This window comes from Pedobacter nutrimenti, assembly GCF_032678445.1.
In the GTDB taxonomy this organism is placed as follows: Bacteria; Bacteroidota; Bacteroidia; order Sphingobacteriales; family Sphingobacteriaceae; genus Pedobacter; species Pedobacter nutrimenti_A.
On the sequence record NZ_JAVTSQ010000002.1, the window covers coordinates 1 to 15,773 of the forward strand.

The 15,773-nt window shown below is 39.7% G+C and carries 21 protein-coding genes; 1 reads left to right on the forward strand and 20 read right to left on the reverse strand.

All coding sequences use genetic code 11. The features are described from left to right. From R2S08_RS02695 to R2S08_RS02715, 5 genes are all read right to left on the reverse strand, one after another. Window positions 1-705: hypothetical protein (locus R2S08_RS02695; protein WP_316833750.1), on the reverse strand; the 705-nt coding region annotated here is incomplete at its 3' end. Window positions 706-765: 60 nt separating this feature from the next. Continuing rightward, window positions 766-1,452, reverse strand: coding sequence for a hypothetical protein (locus tag R2S08_RS02700; protein WP_316833751.1), 687 nt, complete (start codon window positions 1,450-1,452; stop codon window positions 766-768). A 54-nt stretch (window positions 1,453-1,506) separates the two neighbouring features. Continuing rightward, window positions 1,507-2,418 carry a tail fiber protein gene (locus R2S08_RS02705; RefSeq protein ID WP_316833752.1) on the reverse strand — a complete coding sequence of 304 codons (912 nt, stop codon included), beginning with the start codon at window positions 2,416-2,418 and terminating at the stop codon, window positions 1,507-1,509. Between the two features lie 179 nt (window positions 2,419-2,597). Beyond that, window positions 2,598-3,224, reverse strand: a complete 627-nt coding sequence (locus R2S08_RS02710; RefSeq protein WP_316833753.1) for a DUF6266 family protein — start codon at window positions 3,222-3,224, stop codon at window positions 2,598-2,600. A 65-nt stretch (window positions 3,225-3,289) separates the two neighbouring features. Next, window positions 3,290-3,937, reverse strand: coding sequence for a DUF6266 family protein (locus R2S08_RS02715; RefSeq protein ID WP_316833754.1), 648 nt, complete (start codon window positions 3,935-3,937; stop codon window positions 3,290-3,292). A gap of 348 nt (window positions 3,938-4,285) precedes the next feature. On the opposite strand from R2S08_RS02715, the gene R2S08_RS02720 reads away from it, so the two are divergent. Further along, on the forward strand, window positions 4,286-4,444 hold the full coding sequence (locus R2S08_RS02720; protein WP_316833755.1) for a hypothetical protein: 159 nt from the start codon (window positions 4,286-4,288) through the stop codon (window positions 4,442-4,444). A 362-nt stretch (window positions 4,445-4,806) separates the two neighbouring features. On the opposite strand, the gene R2S08_RS02725 is transcribed toward R2S08_RS02720, so the two are convergent. From R2S08_RS02725 to R2S08_RS02795, 15 genes are all read right to left on the reverse strand, one after another. Further along, complete coding sequence (locus R2S08_RS02725; protein WP_316833756.1) at window positions 4,807-5,031, reverse strand: hypothetical protein; 225 nt, start codon at window positions 5,029-5,031, stop codon at window positions 4,807-4,809. Between the two features lie 468 nt (window positions 5,032-5,499). Then, window positions 5,500-5,640 carry a hypothetical protein gene (locus R2S08_RS02730; protein ID WP_316833757.1) on the reverse strand — a complete coding sequence of 47 codons (141 nt, stop codon included), beginning with the start codon at window positions 5,638-5,640 and terminating at the stop codon, window positions 5,500-5,502. Between the two features lie 113 nt (window positions 5,641-5,753). Further along, window positions 5,754-6,677, reverse strand: coding sequence for an Rpn family recombination-promoting nuclease/putative transposase (locus R2S08_RS02735; protein WP_316833758.1), 924 nt, complete (start codon window positions 6,675-6,677; stop codon window positions 5,754-5,756). A 427-nt stretch (window positions 6,678-7,104) separates the two neighbouring features. Further along, the gene (locus R2S08_RS02740; protein WP_316833759.1) at window positions 7,105-7,770 is read right to left on the reverse strand and encodes an Rpn family recombination-promoting nuclease/putative transposase; all 666 of its coding nucleotides are present in this window, start codon (window positions 7,768-7,770) and stop codon (window positions 7,105-7,107) included. Between the two features lie 60 nt (window positions 7,771-7,830). Then, on the reverse strand, window positions 7,831-8,124 hold the full coding sequence (locus R2S08_RS02745; RefSeq protein WP_316833760.1) for a hypothetical protein: 294 nt from the start codon (window positions 8,122-8,124) through the stop codon (window positions 7,831-7,833). A gap of 61 nt (window positions 8,125-8,185) precedes the next feature. Further along, window positions 8,186-8,515, reverse strand: a complete 330-nt coding sequence (locus tag R2S08_RS02750; RefSeq protein ID WP_316833761.1) for a hypothetical protein — start codon at window positions 8,513-8,515, stop codon at window positions 8,186-8,188. A gap of 303 nt (window positions 8,516-8,818) precedes the next feature. Then, the gene (locus R2S08_RS02755) at window positions 8,819-9,388 is read right to left on the reverse strand and encodes a hypothetical protein (protein WP_316833762.1); all 570 of its coding nucleotides are present in this window, start codon (window positions 9,386-9,388) and stop codon (window positions 8,819-8,821) included. A gap of 48 nt (window positions 9,389-9,436) precedes the next feature. Continuing rightward, window positions 9,437-9,739 carry a hypothetical protein gene (locus R2S08_RS02760; RefSeq protein ID WP_316833763.1) on the reverse strand — a complete coding sequence of 101 codons (303 nt, stop codon included), beginning with the start codon at window positions 9,737-9,739 and terminating at the stop codon, window positions 9,437-9,439. Between the two features lie 195 nt (window positions 9,740-9,934). Next, window positions 9,935-10,324 (reverse strand): helix-turn-helix domain-containing protein, encoded by a 390-nt coding sequence (locus tag R2S08_RS02765; protein WP_316833764.1) that lies wholly within the window; start codon window positions 10,322-10,324, stop codon window positions 9,935-9,937. A gap of 15 nt (window positions 10,325-10,339) precedes the next feature. Next, a complete protein-coding gene (locus R2S08_RS02770; RefSeq protein WP_316833765.1) occupies window positions 10,340-10,747 on the reverse strand; it encodes a hypothetical protein in 408 nt (135 codons plus the stop codon). A gap of 240 nt (window positions 10,748-10,987) precedes the next feature. Continuing rightward, entirely contained in the window at window positions 10,988-12,052 is a 1,065-nt protein-coding gene (locus tag R2S08_RS02775) for a YhcG family protein (protein ID WP_316833766.1), read from the reverse strand. A 331-nt stretch (window positions 12,053-12,383) separates the two neighbouring features. Continuing rightward, window positions 12,384-12,800, reverse strand: coding sequence for a hypothetical protein (locus tag R2S08_RS02780; RefSeq protein ID WP_316833767.1), 417 nt, complete (start codon window positions 12,798-12,800; stop codon window positions 12,384-12,386). A gap of 62 nt (window positions 12,801-12,862) precedes the next feature. Next, on the reverse strand, window positions 12,863-13,537 hold the full coding sequence (locus R2S08_RS02785; protein WP_316833768.1) for a hypothetical protein: 675 nt from the start codon (window positions 13,535-13,537) through the stop codon (window positions 12,863-12,865). A gap of 59 nt (window positions 13,538-13,596) precedes the next feature. Then, on the reverse strand, window positions 13,597-14,463 hold the full coding sequence (locus R2S08_RS02790; protein ID WP_316833769.1) for an alpha/beta hydrolase: 867 nt from the start codon (window positions 14,461-14,463) through the stop codon (window positions 13,597-13,599). A gap of 6 nt (window positions 14,464-14,469) precedes the next feature. After that, on the reverse strand, window positions 14,470-15,744 hold the full coding sequence (locus tag R2S08_RS02795; RefSeq protein ID WP_316833770.1) for a DUF255 domain-containing protein: 1,275 nt from the start codon (window positions 15,742-15,744) through the stop codon (window positions 14,470-14,472). Window positions 15,745-15,773: the final 29 nt, after the last annotated feature.

Below are 15,773 nucleotides of genomic sequence, written 5' to 3' on the forward strand. Positions count from 1 at the left end.
TGATGTTGGTAAACGAGAGGCGTAAGGACCAGAAGAAGATCCATAGCAAGTTGAATTTGAAGAGGTTAATTCAATAGCATTAAAATAATAAACCGCACCGTCAGGGGTAGTGATGGTAATAGTGGAAGATTCAGAATTTTGGTATAGATAATTTATCTTCAGATTGTTGTGAGGTATTGAAACAATTTGATCGACGCTATCCAAAATAAATTTACCGGCATATCCATTAAAATTATACATGAATTCGTCAGGCTCGGTATTATAAGGACTTGCACCGGTTGCATTATGCAAATAGTCTAAAAAACTTTGGTTAAATGAGTTCCAGTCAGCAGGTAAGGTGGATCTATTTCCAGGTCTGTCGGGTTGTCCGTTAACATTCCTCGTAATTACACCTCCAGCATTAAATGCCCAACCCAACCCTGCCCGGGATGCGATTTGGTCAACTTTTATCCCAGATGTTGTATATTGCAGATTTATTGGCATTGTCCATTTATTTCCTTCAATACTATATAATGGTATTTCAAAGTTCAATGAACCTGTTTGCAAACCGATATCCAAATTACCATATTTACCCAGTTCTGCGGCATTAGGTGCTGGTGGTATTAAGACTGGAAGATTATTATAGCTGGTTTGACCATTGACCAGATCTATTCCGCTGAAAAACCATATCAAAAAGATAATGGTAATAATGTTTTTAACTTTCATAGAGTGTTGCTTTAAGTGTATATCTCGTGACTATTGACATTACTATTTGAAGTTTAAGGTTTACTTTATAGAAATGCATTTAATTGTTTTCTTCAGTTCTTGGATTTGCTTTTGTTGTTCAATCAGATATAAAGTCAACTCTTCAATTTTTCTGAGCAGTTTGGCGTTCATATCCCCGACTTCAATTCCTTCAGCTTTTACCTCGGCTTCGGAGGGAATTCCGGGTAAATGACCTTTCTCTTTGATATGTTTTTCTGTTTGCTCCAGTGTTGGGAGTTCATAGTCTTTCTTAAAGACATAATCCGGCCAGGTTCCTTGTAGTTTAACCTTCATGGATTCTGCTATCATATTTCCCGCAACGGCAAGTTTATAGCCCTTGGGATCTGTAGTTCCTATGCTAACATTTCCGTTGGCATCTTCTACAATGAACTTTCTCCATGTGTCCCATTGATTTGGAAGATATGTACCCGTCCTATAGAATATACCTCCATCGTTAAAATTCATTTGGTGTACCTTTCCCCCAGTATTATCAATCCACGGCGCCATGGTTAGCATTCCTGAGTAATCACCTGCTCCAGGCACCCCTACCGCTGTTCTCGTCTTAAATTCATAGGTAACTTTCCTTTTGAATGTGCTAACGGAATCATTAACTGCACGGGTATCGGGCACAGTTATGTAAGTAGATTGGCTGTAGCTTTTTATTGTTCCAGCAATGATTAGTAAAAAGATGATCGTGATATTTCTCATTTTATTAAAGTTTAGTTTAAACTTGATTCTGTATTAAAGGATCTTAATCGGATCCTATTTTTTCTGTTCTATTTGAGTTACTCTCTTACTTAGTTGGCTATTCTCTTTCTTGAGTTCAATTAGATACAAAGTCAGTTCTTCAATCTTCTTGAGTAGTTTGGCGTTCATGCCCCCCACTTCGATACCTTCTGCCTTTACCTCTGCTGCAGAGGGAATTCCTGGTAAGTGGCCATTTAACTTGATCTGGGTTTCTGTTTCTTCCAGAGTTGGAAGTTCATAGTCTTTCTCAAAGACATAATCTGGCCAATTGGCTGTTTCTATCTTGAGTTCCTGTGCCCTGATCTTGCCGTTTACAGAAAGCTTTTCTTTTGGCGTATCCGTACCTATTCCAACATATCCGTTGCGGTTAACGGCTAGAATGTTGTTATTTGGCATATTACCTACCGAAAACAACTTATCGACATCAAACTCAACGGCAGTATACCCTGAGGGTATTTCTCCGGGTGTCCAGTTAACCAATTGCCAATCGGAATAGGAAAGTGGATTAATTACATATGCATAAAATGGATTATTATTGTTATTAAGAGGCTTTACATAGACCTCCAGATAAGAATCAGAATAAACTGTAGAAGTAACAAATCTGACTTTTAAAAATGCTGGGACATTGTAATAGCTGTGACTGGTTACGGTAAGCGAGGAACCGATGGCCTGGTTAAAACTTATTCCGGCCTCGAATCTCAACGTAGAATGTTGAGAATTGTCACGAAGTTCAAACGTAGCATTTGCCCTGGAGCTAGCCCCTGCTAAAGTAGCAATCCGATACCAACCAGGTGGTCTTTGTGCAACATCCCATGCAGATACTGTAGTTACGTTAATTAATTGTTTGCCATTAAAAACAGGTGTGTTTTGGGCATAGGTTGCAATTCCTGTAAAAAAGAAGAGCAGATAAAATAAGATCTTTTTCATAACGCCATTTGATTTGGCGCTAAGTAAAAGAAACTCAGTGCAGTGGGACTGCACTAAAGAAAATGTGGATAACTTTTTTAAAAATTATGCACCATCCCCGGTCTGCACCCAAGAAAAATATGATTTCATGATCAAGCCTCAGGATCTGTAAGATCCAGCGAGATCAGAAATCATATTTTTCACAACAAACCCAAATAAACAGTCGTACTCACCAATCCCCCCCTCCCAACATACTGCATCCAAACATGCACCCCCCCTCGCGCAAACCCCTCCGTCAAACACAAACTCACCTTCCCCTCCCTCCGTTCAGCCACATCCGGAAACATCAACACCTCCTTCCTATCCACATTATACACCACAAAACACGCCCGGTCATACAAATCACAATACATAGACCAATGAAAATCAGCCCAGGTAACCAACAAACAATTCCCCACCAAACTCATCTCCATAGCTACAGAAGGCAATAACCTCCCCCTGCTCAAAATCACCTTCGAAAAATCAATCATATAATCCGGCGCCACACCAATAACCGCCTCCTTTAAATGATAAGACATTGCCCGGTTAAGTGGCGAAGCATGACCACTCCCCCTCAAATAACCCACATCAATAACCGACTTTAACGGCCGTAGCCACTCCATCAACAACTTAAACTTCAACCGCTGGTTCAGCTGCCCCACAGTAGGCGGATTCTTCGACGGCGTAGGCAAACTCCGCGCATATTGTTTCCCATTAACCTTTAAACCTATGATTTGACCAATTCTACCCCTGAATATCCCATGGATACCCTTTTCAAATACCGCCATAATTTCCCCAATTAAACCATGAACAAAAATCGTCATCCCGCCCCGGGGCAGGATGACGAAACCAATTACAACACCGCCGTTACCCCGGCATACACACTATCCGAAACCTCCCTGCGGCTGGTACTCACAAAACTCATCCACCCATGCACATCATCACCAATCCAGTTCGCAGGCACAGTCAAAGTGAAAGTCAAGCCAGTCCTCACCTCAACATCCTCAGCCGTAACAAACTCCTCCTTTACCGGATTATACACCAGCAAAGTAGCCCGGTCAGTAGCCGCAGTACTCGTCCCATACAAAGGCGTATTGTTCAACCAATCAAATTTGATCTTCGCCGTAGCCACAGACTCCATACCAGTCAGCATCGGCTTCAACAAATGCCCCTTACTGAACATCACGTGCGGAAAATCAATATTCAAATTCGGATAAACACCCGTAACCGCCTTATCAATCAAAGCAACCGTAGCCGCATTTAACGGCGTCTTACCACTCTTATAACTCTGATAACCAATCCGGATCAAACCACTGATCGGCCTTAAAAAACCCATCACCAGCCGGATGATCAAACGCTGTTTCAACTGAGCCTCCGTAGCAGGCTTATTAGACTTACGAGGTAAACTTCGCATATAATCCACACCACGCCATGCAGCACCAATCACATTACCTATACGACCCGAGAATCCACCATGGACCCCTTTAATAAATGTTCCCATTTTCTTTAAAATTTAAATGTTAAATAATCTGTTCATTAAGTAATTCCATAGCCTGCAGGACCCGCAGTACCCGTGCACAGATACCGCCTTTTCAATTACCAAAACAAACATAACTACCTCAAATTAAACCACCTATAGCACAAATCACTTTGTCAGTGAATGACAGCCTTTGACATAGATTTTGTCAGTGTTTGACATACATAGAAGGAAAATTCACTTACATAATCTATAGATAAATGCTGCTTTTTCAGTATTTTTGTATAAAGAAACTGCTATACAAAACATAGCAACTAACTTAACAAAATGAGAAATCAGAGAAAAATAGCACTAGTTGTTAACCAGGTAAAAATGGAAGACGAGGACAATCTGGATGTTTTATTTTGGTTAGGGAAGCCCGTCGCAGAAAGATTATCTGAAGTCCTTCGCTTAAGAAAAAACTACTTTACATGGGTTGATGGCGCTTTCCCAAAAAAAATTGAAAAAGTAATACACCAAAGGAAACTATGATTTTCGAACCTGATTTTATAGATTTCATTCAACAAAGACTAAAGATTCATTCTACCCCTATATAACCATAGAGCGAGAGCTTAGACTGGTCGTCAATACATTTATATGATGAAAGAATTTCCTTTCCTCTATTATAATACACCCGTAGATTTCTCCTATCGTCGAAATGACGGAGATAATGCATAAAATCACGCACCCTCACCGGTCCCCACCCCCTCCAGTCTGCGCCCAAGAAAAATAGGATTTCATGATGGAGCCTCAGAATCTGCAAGATTCAGCGACATCAGAAAACCTATTTTTCACAAAAAAAGCCAGAAGAATTTCTCTCCCGGCTTATTTAAATATTAATCTTGACCTTAATTTTATATAAGTGTTTGGATTTCCTCGACAGAAAGCTTAGTAGTTCTGGCAATAAGATCAATAGACAAGCCCTCCTTTTTAAGTTCACGAGCCATTTCCCTTTTCTCTTGCTCCGCACCGATTTCAATACCCTGCTTCTGCCCACGCTGCTCCCCCCTTAATTCCGCAGACTCCAGAGCACTGTAGTTATCACGCTTAATCTTTAAACTTTCCTGGTATGCGTTCATATCTTCCGGACTTAAATTAATGACCTCTGCCAATTGGTATAACTCTCTAAAAACCTTTTTCTTCCATTCAGAAAATCAATCAATAACTTCTTTCTGGACTCACTCCCAAAAATATACTTAAATGAAACCATCATGAGCAAACACTCAAAAAACAATGAATATGCTCATGATAGCTTCATAGCCTTTAAAAATCAAATTATATTCTGATGAAAAATCCGTCTTTACATTAATATACCTGCTATTAGATAGCGCTATCGGTTTTACTTGTTTTACAAGATTAGTTTTCTTCGGCATTCTGTCGCTTAAACCTTCCATTTACTCCCCATACAATGCCAATACGTAACACCATAAACAAGTACAGAAAAAAGTCGTTTTATAAAAAATTAGTTGCAGCTAAAGTATGCAGTTTCAACCATAAAAACCACGTTTCCAAAACAAATTTATCAACTTTAAACATTTGAAAATCAGTTAAATAAATTGAAAAACAATACCAAATTCTGAACCCAAAATCGACACCCAAATAACACCCCAACTCACCACCCCCTCCATTCTCCACCCTCCCCGGTCACCACCCCCTCCAGTCTGCGCCCAAGAAAAATAGGATTTCATGATCAAGCCTCAGAACCTGGAAGGTTCAGCTAGATCAGAAAACCTATTTTTCACAAAAAAAGCCGAAAGAATTTCTCCCCCGGCTTATTTAAATATCAATATTGAACTTAATCCTATACTAAAGCTTGAATTTCAGCTATAGAAAGATTGGTTAATTCAGCAATCTCCTGAACATGCATACCTTTTGTTTTTAACTTAACAGCCATTTCCCTTTTTTCCTGCTCCGCACCGATTTCCATACCCTGCTTCTGCCCACGCTGCTCCCCCCTCAACTCCGCAGACTCAAGAGCACTATAGTTATCACGCTTAATCTTTAAACTCTCCTGGTACGCATTCATATCTTCCGGGCTTAAATTAATGACCTCTGCCAATTGGTATAACTCTCTAAAAACCTTTTTCTTACGCAAAGGTACTGGAATTTCATCTAATATTTCCATATTCCTTAAAGAGTACAACCAGCCATCCTCATCCGTTTTCAATTCATCCACCGATTTTTTAAACTTAGGCAACTCCACAAAAATATACCGAAGCTTATCATAGAACACTGTATGAGTCATTACATCCATCAAACGAACATCATGCAAATACTGATCCCGATGCGTATGATCAAAACTAAAATCCATCAAAGCCACAACATACACCTCCGGTAAACGGTAATTCCAGTTTGGTGCCACAGATTTCCCCTGTTCCCGGATCAGGTTCGCTGAATAATAGAGAATACGATCCTTAAAAAAGCGCTGGCTTGCCTGTTGGATCTCCACAATAAATTTACCCCCCTTATTATCGGTACAATACACATCAAAAACAGTTTTCCTGTTCTCTTTACGCATCCCTTTATGACTCGGGTTATTAAAAGTCAAATCACGGATCACCTTTCTGCCCTTAAAAACAGCATTCAAAAAATCAATCAATAACTTCTTTCTGGACTCACTCCCAAAAATATACTTAAATGAAAAATCTGTCTTTACATTAATATACCTGCTATTAGATAGCGCTATCGGTTTTACTTGTTTTACAAGATTAGTTTTCGTCGGCATTCTGTCGCTTATACCTTCCATTTACTCCCCATACAATGCAAAAATTTAACACCATAAACAGGCAAATAAAAAGTCGTTTTATAAAAAATTAGTTGCAGCTAAAGTATGCAGTTCCAACCATAAAAACCCCAATTCCAAAACAAATTTATTCATTTTAAACATTTGAAAATCAGTTAAATAAATTGAAAAACAACACCAAATTCTGAACCCAAAATCGACACCCAAACAACACCCCAACTCTGCTCCTTACCCAATCACCACCCTCGCCGGTCACCACCCCCTCCAGTCTGCGCCCAAGAAGAATAGGATTTCATGATGGAACCTCAGAATCTGCAAGATTCAGCGACATCAGAAAACCTATTCTTCACAAAAAAAGCCGAAAGAATTTCTCCTCCAGCTTATTCAAATATCAATGCAAATCTTAATTCTATATAAGTGTCTGGATTTCCTCGACAGAAAGTTTAGTAGTTCTGGCGATAAGATCAATAGACAAGCCCTCCTTTTTAAGTTCAAGAGCCATTTCCCTTTTTTCCTGCTCCGCCTTAGCACGTTCCAGTTCCGCACCAATTTCAATACCACGTTGCTCACCCTGCTTCTGCCCACGCTGCTCCCCCCTCAACTCCGCAGACTCAAGAGCACTATAGTTATCACGCTTAATCTTTAAACTTTCCTGGTACGCATTCATATCTTCCGGACTTAAATTAATGACCTCTGCCAATTGGTATAACTCTCTAAAAACCTTTTTCTTACGCAAAGGTACTGGAATTTCATCTAATATTTCCATATTCCTTAAAGAGTACAACCATCCATCCTCATTAGTTTTCAATTCATCCACCGATTTTTTAAACTTAGGCAACTCCACAAAAATATACCGGAGCTTATCATAGAATACTGTATGAGTCATTACATCCATCAAACGAACATCATGCAAATATTGATCCTGATGCGTATGATCAAAACTAAAATCCATCAAAGCCACAACATACACCTCCGGTAAACGGTAATTCCAGTCCGGCGCCACAGATTTCCCCTGTTCCCGGATCAGGTTCGCTGAATAATAGAGAAGTCTCCACCCCCTCCAGTCTGCGCCCAAGAAAAATAGGATTTAATGATCAAGCCTCAGAACCTGGAAGGTTCAGCTAGATCATAAAACCTATTTTTCACAAAGCGAAGACTTCAAATAAACCCACCTCTTCCCTACCCTCCTAACCACCCACTTCCCCTCCCTCTTCCTCCTATAAAAAGTCCTCTCCTCAATAAAAAGAAACTCCATAGCCTGCTGCGCCGTCAACCATTCATCCACCTGAACAGCAGGCCCCTCAAACTCCCGAATAGCCAGTCTAATCTCCACCAAAGTCAATAAAATTTCCTGCAAAACAGGCAATACATCGCCATACATACAATTAAACACTATACCGGTCTGCACCCAAGAAAAATATGTTTTCATGATCAAGCCTCAGAACCTGCAAGGTTCAGCGAGATCAGAAAACATATTTTTCAAAAAAAGGTTATTGCTTACTCACAACCCCAGGCCCATAAGCCACCTCAGCATCACTGCTAAAATGTTGGTCATTAATGTAATCCTGCAACGTAGGATACACAGAACTATCAAAAATCACCTTGCACGGAACCGAACCCGCAGTACCACAACTCGGCGTAGAACCCGTAGCCAGCGTCCAGTTCGACGCATTCCTCGCACCAGTAGACGTACCCAAATTGTACGTGTAAGCAATTAAACCCGCCTTTTGAACAGACGCTGCTTTGTTAAAAGCAAAAGCCGCGGTCAACCCGCCAGCACACAGCACGACCATTAAAGCCGCTTTAAACGATTTTTTCATGTTAATGAATTTTAAGGTAAAAAAATGGATGATTATATATTCTATCCTCGCTTCCGGACGCGGCGAATATTCAAAAAGAAACAAGCAGGTACCAGAACCACTGGCACCCGCAGGTATTAACCGACAACACCCAAGCCAGGGCTAACCAGGCCAAGAAAAGCAAGAGTGTTTGCTTTAATTCGAAATGTAAAAAGGTAACCGAGATGCGTTTTCATATATAAGAGTTTTTTTAAGTCATCAATCAATAACCCTAAGTTCTGAATATCAGAACAATAAACACTTATGATATCATAAATTCGAATTTCATAGATTTCGAAGGTAGTCCGCTTTGTACTTGCTGTAATTAGACTCATACATATTTAAAAAAGAAGCACAAAGCTTATTAGGCAGCTCCAGAAAAGGATAAAGCTTTGCAAAATAAGCAAACCTCTCCTTAACCTGTAAAGTCATCATATAAGCCCGTTCCGCATCAATTCGCTTTTCCAAAAGCATCATCGCATCTTTAAGCCTGTGCGTTTCCTTATATTTCTCCAGTTCAATATAATGAGCCCGCGTCAGCACCCATAATTTGCAAGTCGTAATGGTGGTGAATTCTAAAAGCGCTTTCTTCCCTTCAAAAAAGCCATCCATATCCGTAAATATCTCTCCTGATTTATAAAAACGTTCCACCATCTTGATTCCATTTCTTTCCACTTTACCTTCAACAAGCCCTTCCTCCAGATACCAGGCCAACCATACCCCAGTGCCCGCTTTAAGTAAAACTTCCAGCTTGTCAGCATTTTCAGTATACATTACTTCTTTAAGTTCAGTTCTAAAGGGAACCGTAATTGGAAACATGCCATGTAGCTTTTCCATCAATTCTTCAATAGCCATAAGAGCGTTATTTTGAGAGTTAATAAATGATTTAATTTCATTGGAATATTATAAAGGATACTCCGTTACACTGAGTTCCGCCTTCCCGTTTTTATACAGCAACATCAGGTTTTCAATGCTGATCTTTTTGATGTCTTCAGGATACTGCAAGTTAAAGGCTTCAATAAACCTTAATGGCGAAGTAAAAGCACTTCTTAGCTGAAGCCGCACCTCATTCTCCTCATGGTTGCGGAGCATCACACTCACCTCAATAAGTTGATCCCCATGAAGCGCAGCTTCAACACCTTCTTTACTGGTGATAAGGTTAGAATGGATCCAGAAGTACTGGACCAGGTCACTAGTTTTGATCATAAAATTTACATTTGGTTAGATTTATAATAATTATTGTCAATATTTTGATTGAGGAACTGGTAAAAAAAGGAAGTTAACCTCCCTTGAAAACCACCTCTGCACCCAAGAAAATATGATTTCATGATCAAGCCTCAGAACCTAGAAGGTTCAGCGCGATCAGAAAACATATTTTCACCCCCTTTTGCACCCTGTAATTCAAGTCTTACACCCCTTCCTGTATTGTTTAGCGGTTTGCCCATTTCTCTGCTTAAACCACCTACTGAAATAAGGCAAATCGCTAAACCCCAGCAACTCCGAAATCTCCTTAACCGAATGCTTCGTACACTGCAGCAAATACAAAGCCTCCCGGTAAATCCTGTCCTGCAGCAACTCATACACAGACCTCCCCAAATAAGCCTTTGCAAACCTGTTCAAAGCATGGATACTGGTATCCATCTTAACCGCATACACAGAAATATCCCGGTTGTATCTGAAATCCAGTTCAATCAAAGACTGCAATACCTTTAATCGCTTAAAGGCCGGAGGCCAGTAGTCTGAGTCTACCAAACTAAATCCTCTTGTATAAGTATTCGTTTCCTGCAACATCACTATAACTTTTAATCAAATCCTCTTCGGCACCCGTGGTATCGGCTTATACTCAATAATAAAATCAATCACTCTGTCCAGCTCAGCCAACACCAGATGAACCAGTTTCAACCGAAAAGCATCCGGTTCACCTCTCCCCGCAGCACCACCAATCTCCGTCAGTTCAGGATCAAAACGAACCAGCAAATCCACCCCCTTGACCTGCCGGAGTTTAACCAGCAGCTTCCTAACCAAAATCAAATGTTTAGCAGTTTGCTTTTGATTGTTATTAGCAATAATATCAAAGATGTCCGAGGTTAAGGTATAATGCGCATGCGTCAACCGTTCCGAGAACAAAGGCTCGATAGGTTTACGCGTATTCCCTATTTCCTCCAGCAAAGCAAAGAAAAGTTCAGGCCCGGTTTTTTGAAGGTACTTAGTCATAGGTAGAGATGTTAAATTAAGGCAATTGACAATAATGATGATTTATAGATACGCGAAGCATCACCCCACGAAACACAACGCAGGGTGACAACAATTAAAACAGTAAATATTATTTGTGAAAGAAAGCGTATAAAAAGAAACTACCAATACTTAGCACTTTGATATCACACACTGTGATATCAAAGCGGCAACAGGTAATAGGCACCACGCCATAAGATTTGAATTCAAACGTAAAATCAGCTAATCATTACCTTCAATAAGTTCCTGCAATTTGTCCTGCAATAATTTTTTATCCGGTAATTGGGTTTTGTATTCAGCAACCATGGTGGGCGATAAACTCCTGTTCATTGCATACTTTACAACCTCACTATCTTTATCATTACACACCAAAATACCGATGCTAGGATTTTCATGCGGTTTTTTAACATCCTGATCCAAAGCTTCCAGATAAAAATTAAGCTTGCCAAGATACTCAGGTTTAAACTTATCATTTTTGAGTTCAAAATTAACCAGGCACTGTAACCCTCTGTGATAAAAGAGTAGGTCGAGGTAGAAGTCGCTGTTTCCTACCTGTACTCTATACTCTTCCCCCATAAACAAAAAGTCTTTGCCAAGTTCAAGAATAAAGTTTTTCATCTGCCCTACTAATCCTTTTTGCAGATCGCTCTCACTATGCGTTTTCGGAAGATTCAAAAACTCAAAAATATAACTGTCTTTAAGACTATTGGAGATTTCAGGAATTTCTCTCAACGGTGTTGAGAGTTTTGTATTTCCAATCATTGTACGTTCAAACAAGCCAGCATTTATTTGTCGTTCTAACTGTTTAACGGAATAATTTTCCTTAATACACAATCTTAAATAAAACTCCCTTTCCTCTTTAGATTTAACTCTCGACATCAGAACTAAATGGTGGGTCCAGCTAATCTTGACTAGGATACTGCTTCGAATATCATTTATCCCCAATTGTGTCATCGGTGATGACACAATTGCATCTAACTGACTCTTAACATTTTGACTTTCCGTCTCCAGTGGGGATACAAATGGCTGATCAATGTAGGTTTCATAAAATTGTTTCATTCTATAAAGCCCCCTACGATTAAATCCTTTCAATTCTGGATGATTTTCCCCAATAAACCTAGCCAGCTCGTCAACCGTTTTTTCTCCCCAGTTGCTTTTCGAAAGTTGTTGATTAATATATCCTCCAACATTCCAATACAAATTGATTAATTCCGTATTAACAGACTTAATCGCATTATTTCTAGATTCCTTAATAAACTGTACAACAGCAACAAATTGTTCTTCCATATATTTAAATTTTAAACCATAAAGTTAAATAATATATTATTAAGGAATAAAATTATCCTTTATATAATTATATTAACTATAAGAATCTTACGTGTACAAACCTTCCTTTCACAAACAATATCTTTTCAAAGAACAACATCCTTTATATTCCGCTGGAATAAGCGGTTATTATTCCCCTCTCTGCCCTGTGAGCATCTCTCCCCGGAGGGGCGAGAGTTGTATGGAGCCTAGCCTGTATAACTCCTTACCTTTCCCACTCGCTAACCCACTTGCGCTTTCTCCACATGATCCAGGAAAGCTTTGACCAGTTCTTCGGGGATAAAATTCTCTTTCATAAACTGCGTTTTAAAATTCTACGGTACACCAGATTCAGTTCCAGGAAGATATCTTCCAGCCCTTGGTAAATAATGAGGTGAAAGATGCGGAGTAAATCAGCCCTGATTTCCATTAAGATGGATTGACGTAGATCCAAAGTCGGGCCCGGATGGCATGGATCTATACCATATTGCTTAAGGATTCCGGAGCTTCTGGATAGTAATAAAAAAATAAACTTTTTAATAACCGACCTTTTATGCTCCAGATCTCCTTTCTGAGATAAGATCAGATCAAATAGAAAAGTCGATAAGCTTTGATAGGCTTTTTCAGCTCTGATACGCATAGATGCTGGAATATCAATGGAGCTATCTGCCAGGATATCCAGAAGCTGAACATATAGGTTTATACAGGGTCTTATTCCTTGTCTTGACATCTTAATAGAGGTTAAATTAGGAGATTGATGTTTTTTTCATAGGTAGATGTGGTTAGGACGTATCAATAGTTATTTGCTCGAATGACAGTCTCCGCACCTACGGCACCAGCAAACACTAGCGTAATATTCCGGAACCTAGGCATATCATAACCAGGTACCGTAAACGAAGTAATCAGATCACCCGTAGCCGCATTTCTAAATTCAAAAACCTTATCCCCTTCAGCAGCTACTGAAGAAACATCCTTGAATGTCGAGATCGCTTTATAAACAAGACTGCTTACAAAAGAACCGTTAGCACTGCCTTGCACATTCACACTAATCGGAACACCGCCAGTCACGAGATTAATCACCCTGGCACCAAAAACATCAGCTGTATGAGAAGGAATATTCTCTTCTTTCATAAAGATCCCATCAACAGCATCTGGAGTACCCCCTAAAAACAAAGAATACACTCCGCCATTTACAAAATCCTTGGTTTGGTTGTAATAGACTTTATTAATACCTCCAGCAGTGTCAACTAGCCTAATTTCTTTGCTTGCAGTAAGCATTCCATAAGCCTGAAAAGCATTGTTGTTTACCGGAGCAGCATTGGTGCCTAACACTAAATTCCCACCACCACTTACCGCATTGGTAACCAGTAAACTTGCCAAAGGCGTAATTTTAACATCCTGTTTTTTGCAGGAACCGAGTATGATTGTACACAAGACAAAGCATACTGTAATAAGTTTTAATTTCATAATATTCATTTTTATAGTTCGGTCGTCATCCTGAATTCATTTCAGGATCCCGGAATAGCTTATTTATAAAACCCCTCCCTTTTCAAAAATCCCAACATCGGTTCCATCCACTCACTCACTGGCAGCCTCTGCGTAAACCCGTGATCCCCTTTTGGGAACAAATGCAATTCCGCATCCACCTTGTTCTTCTGCAAAGCCTGATAAAACACAATGCTGTTGTTCACGTCCACTGTCTGATCATCTCCACAATGCGTCAAATACGTTGGTGGCGTATCTTTGGTTACCTGCAACTCATTTGAAAACAGGTCCACCTTTTCCTTTGATGGCTCCATACCCAGCAGTGAAATCTTAGATCCCACATGGGTCAGCTTATCTTCCATACTGATTACCGGATAAACCAGAATCATAAAGTCTGGCCGGAGGCTGATGTTTTCATTGTTTGGGATATAGCTTTTAGAAAAGTGTGTGCCTAATGTTGAAGCCAAATGACCTCCTGCACTGTAACCAACTACACCAATCTTCTTTGGATCGAGATTCCATTCAGTAGCTTTTGCCCTTACAGTTTTAATGGCTTGCTGCGCATCCATTAATGGTCCAAAGCTTTTGTCCCACATAGTCTCGTTCTTTGGCAGTCGGTATTTAACTACAAAAGCAGCAATTCCTTTTTCGGCAAAGGCTTTGGCAATTGTAGTTCCCTCTTCCTCATAGGCGAGGAAAGCATAAGCACCTCCCGGGAAAATGATCACTGCTGTTCCAGTGGCTTTTTCTTTTATGGGTAGATAGGCTTCCAATGTTGGCTGCTCTTCTTTGGTCAATTTTACCGTTGAATTTGGAATACTGTCGGGGTAAAGCGGCAGCACCTCTTGTGCCCCCGCAGTAGACCCGACCATTAAAAAGAGCATTGATATTAATATTTTGTGTTTCATAAATTATTAGTTATTTGCCGGCGTAGGCCAGGTGGGCAAACCCTTCCTCATTTTATCTAAAGTCTCTGTATATACTTTCTCATCAGGCATTCCAATTTTCATTTTTGAAGCCTTCTCTTCCCATTCAATTGCTAAAGTGGTTTGTCCAGCTTTATACAATAGATTGGCATAGGTATCCCAACAAGTAGGATCGTTCTGATACCATTTCTCTATCGCATATTTCATGACCACATCACAAGCAAATTTTAAGACTTTTTGATCCTCCACCTGCTCAAACAATCGCCACGTAATATTATTGACGTCATATACAGGGTGTTTTAATGCTTTTTCGTAATAAAGCACATAATATTTCCCAAAATTGGCTTTATCTTTTTCATCATAATAGGTGAACATTGCATTCAAATACACTTCCTCCTGACCCACCGTACCAAATTTGGCTGCCATAGTTTTTTCCAAGGATCTCCAATCAAAATTCTTTTTAGCATTTACATCCCCTTTTGGAATATATGCATTGTATATCGCCCTTCTTACCTTTGATTGGGCAGCATAATCTCCAAGTACAGCATTTACTTTTTCAGGTTCTTTCATGAAAAGCTTAAAACCTTTACTGTTCTCATCACCCAGGAAATCTCCGATAAAGCTTAGGTTTTCTTTGGTATATAGTTCCTGACCTTTTAGTTTAAACAAATACCCATTGATATATTCATTAGCAACTTTTTGAGCGAGCTCCGCCCGGTTTAAATCATTTGCTCTTTTTGCAAATTCAGGCATCATTGCATAATCCATTTGGTGCCGATTAAAATTATCCACTTTATTTGCAAAATTCCGGGAAGAATCAATAGCTGAAGTGGCACTGGAGAGAAATTCCTCTGGAGACTTAAACCCACCGTCACTATTCACCAATTTTCCTTCCGGAGAAAAATAAAGGAAACTTGGATACAGACCAACTTTATACACCCGCACAATTTCTTCTGCATCTTTATACCATTTTTTTATATCCTCAGAATCATCATTTGATGGATTTGCCTGCACTTTGACTGAGATGAATTTATCATTCATAAATGTTCCAACCTTCTCCGTAGTATACACCTCTTTATCCATCCGTTTACAAACGACACACCAGGTGGCAAAGACATCCATAAAAATGTATTTCTTTTCTGCCTTGGCTTTCGCTTTGACCTCCGCCCAGCTGAGGTTATGTTCAAACCTGATTCCATTTTCCTGGGCAAAAGCCAGGCTGGTAAGGCTTAAAAAAGCCAAACTCAATAGTATTGTTTTCATTCGTGTGTTCTTTTAATTTTTCTTACTTA

Excerpts from the sequence above, each read along its gene's own strand:
- R2S08_RS02700 (WP_316833751.1), bottom strand. The coding sequence starts at position 1,452 with ATGAGAAATATCACGATCATCTTTTTACTAATCATTGCTGGAACAATA.
- R2S08_RS02705 (WP_316833752.1), bottom strand. The coding sequence starts at position 2,418 with ATGAAAAAGATCTTATTTTATCTGCTCTTCTTTTTTACAGGAATTGCA.
- R2S08_RS02710 (WP_316833753.1), bottom strand. The coding sequence starts at position 3,224 with ATGGCGGTATTTGAAAAGGGTATCCATGGGATATTCAGGGGTAGAATT.
- R2S08_RS02715 (WP_316833754.1), bottom strand. The coding sequence starts at position 3,937 with ATGGGAACATTTATTAAAGGGGTCCATGGTGGATTCTCGGGTCGTATA.
- R2S08_RS02720 (WP_316833755.1), top strand. The coding sequence starts at position 4,286 with ATGGAAGACGAGGACAATCTGGATGTTTTATTTTGGTTAGGGAAGCCC.
- R2S08_RS02725 (WP_316833756.1), bottom strand. The coding sequence starts at position 5,031 with ATGAACGCATACCAGGAAAGTTTAAAGATTAAGCGTGATAACTACAGT.
- R2S08_RS02730 (WP_316833757.1), bottom strand. The coding sequence starts at position 5,640 with ATGAAATCCTATTTTTCTTGGGCGCAGACTGGAGGGGGTGGTGACCGG.
- R2S08_RS02735 (WP_316833758.1), bottom strand. The coding sequence starts at position 6,677 with ATGCCGACGAAAACTAATCTTGTAAAACAAGTAAAACCGATAGCGCTA.
- R2S08_RS02745 (WP_316833760.1), bottom strand. The coding sequence starts at position 8,124 with ATGAAAACATATTTTTCTTGGGTGCAGACCGGTATAGTGTTTAATTGT.
- R2S08_RS02750 (WP_316833761.1), bottom strand. The coding sequence starts at position 8,515 with ATGAAAAAATCGTTTAAAGCGGCTTTAATGGTCGTGCTGTGTGCTGGC.
- R2S08_RS02755 (WP_316833762.1), bottom strand. The coding sequence starts at position 9,388 with ATGGCTATTGAAGAATTGATGGAAAAGCTACATGGCATGTTTCCAATT.
- R2S08_RS02760 (WP_316833763.1), bottom strand. The coding sequence starts at position 9,739 with ATGATCAAAACTAGTGACCTGGTCCAGTACTTCTGGATCCATTCTAAC.
- R2S08_RS02765 (WP_316833764.1), bottom strand. The coding sequence starts at position 10,324 with ATGTTGCAGGAAACGAATACTTATACAAGAGGATTTAGTTTGGTAGAC.
- R2S08_RS02770 (WP_316833765.1), bottom strand. The coding sequence starts at position 10,747 with ATGACTAAGTACCTTCAAAAAACCGGGCCTGAACTTTTCTTTGCTTTG.
- R2S08_RS02775 (WP_316833766.1), bottom strand. The coding sequence starts at position 12,052 with ATGGAAGAACAATTTGTTGCTGTTGTACAGTTTATTAAGGAATCTAGA.
- R2S08_RS02780 (WP_316833767.1), bottom strand. The coding sequence starts at position 12,800 with ATGTCAAGACAAGGAATAAGACCCTGTATAAACCTATATGTTCAGCTT.
- R2S08_RS02785 (WP_316833768.1), bottom strand. The coding sequence starts at position 13,537 with ATGAAATTAAAACTTATTACAGTATGCTTTGTCTTGTGTACAATCATA.
- R2S08_RS02790 (WP_316833769.1), bottom strand. The coding sequence starts at position 14,463 with ATGAAACACAAAATATTAATATCAATGCTCTTTTTAATGGTCGGGTCT.
- R2S08_RS02795 (WP_316833770.1), bottom strand. The coding sequence starts at position 15,744 with ATGAAAACAATACTATTGAGTTTGGCTTTTTTAAGCCTTACCAGCCTG.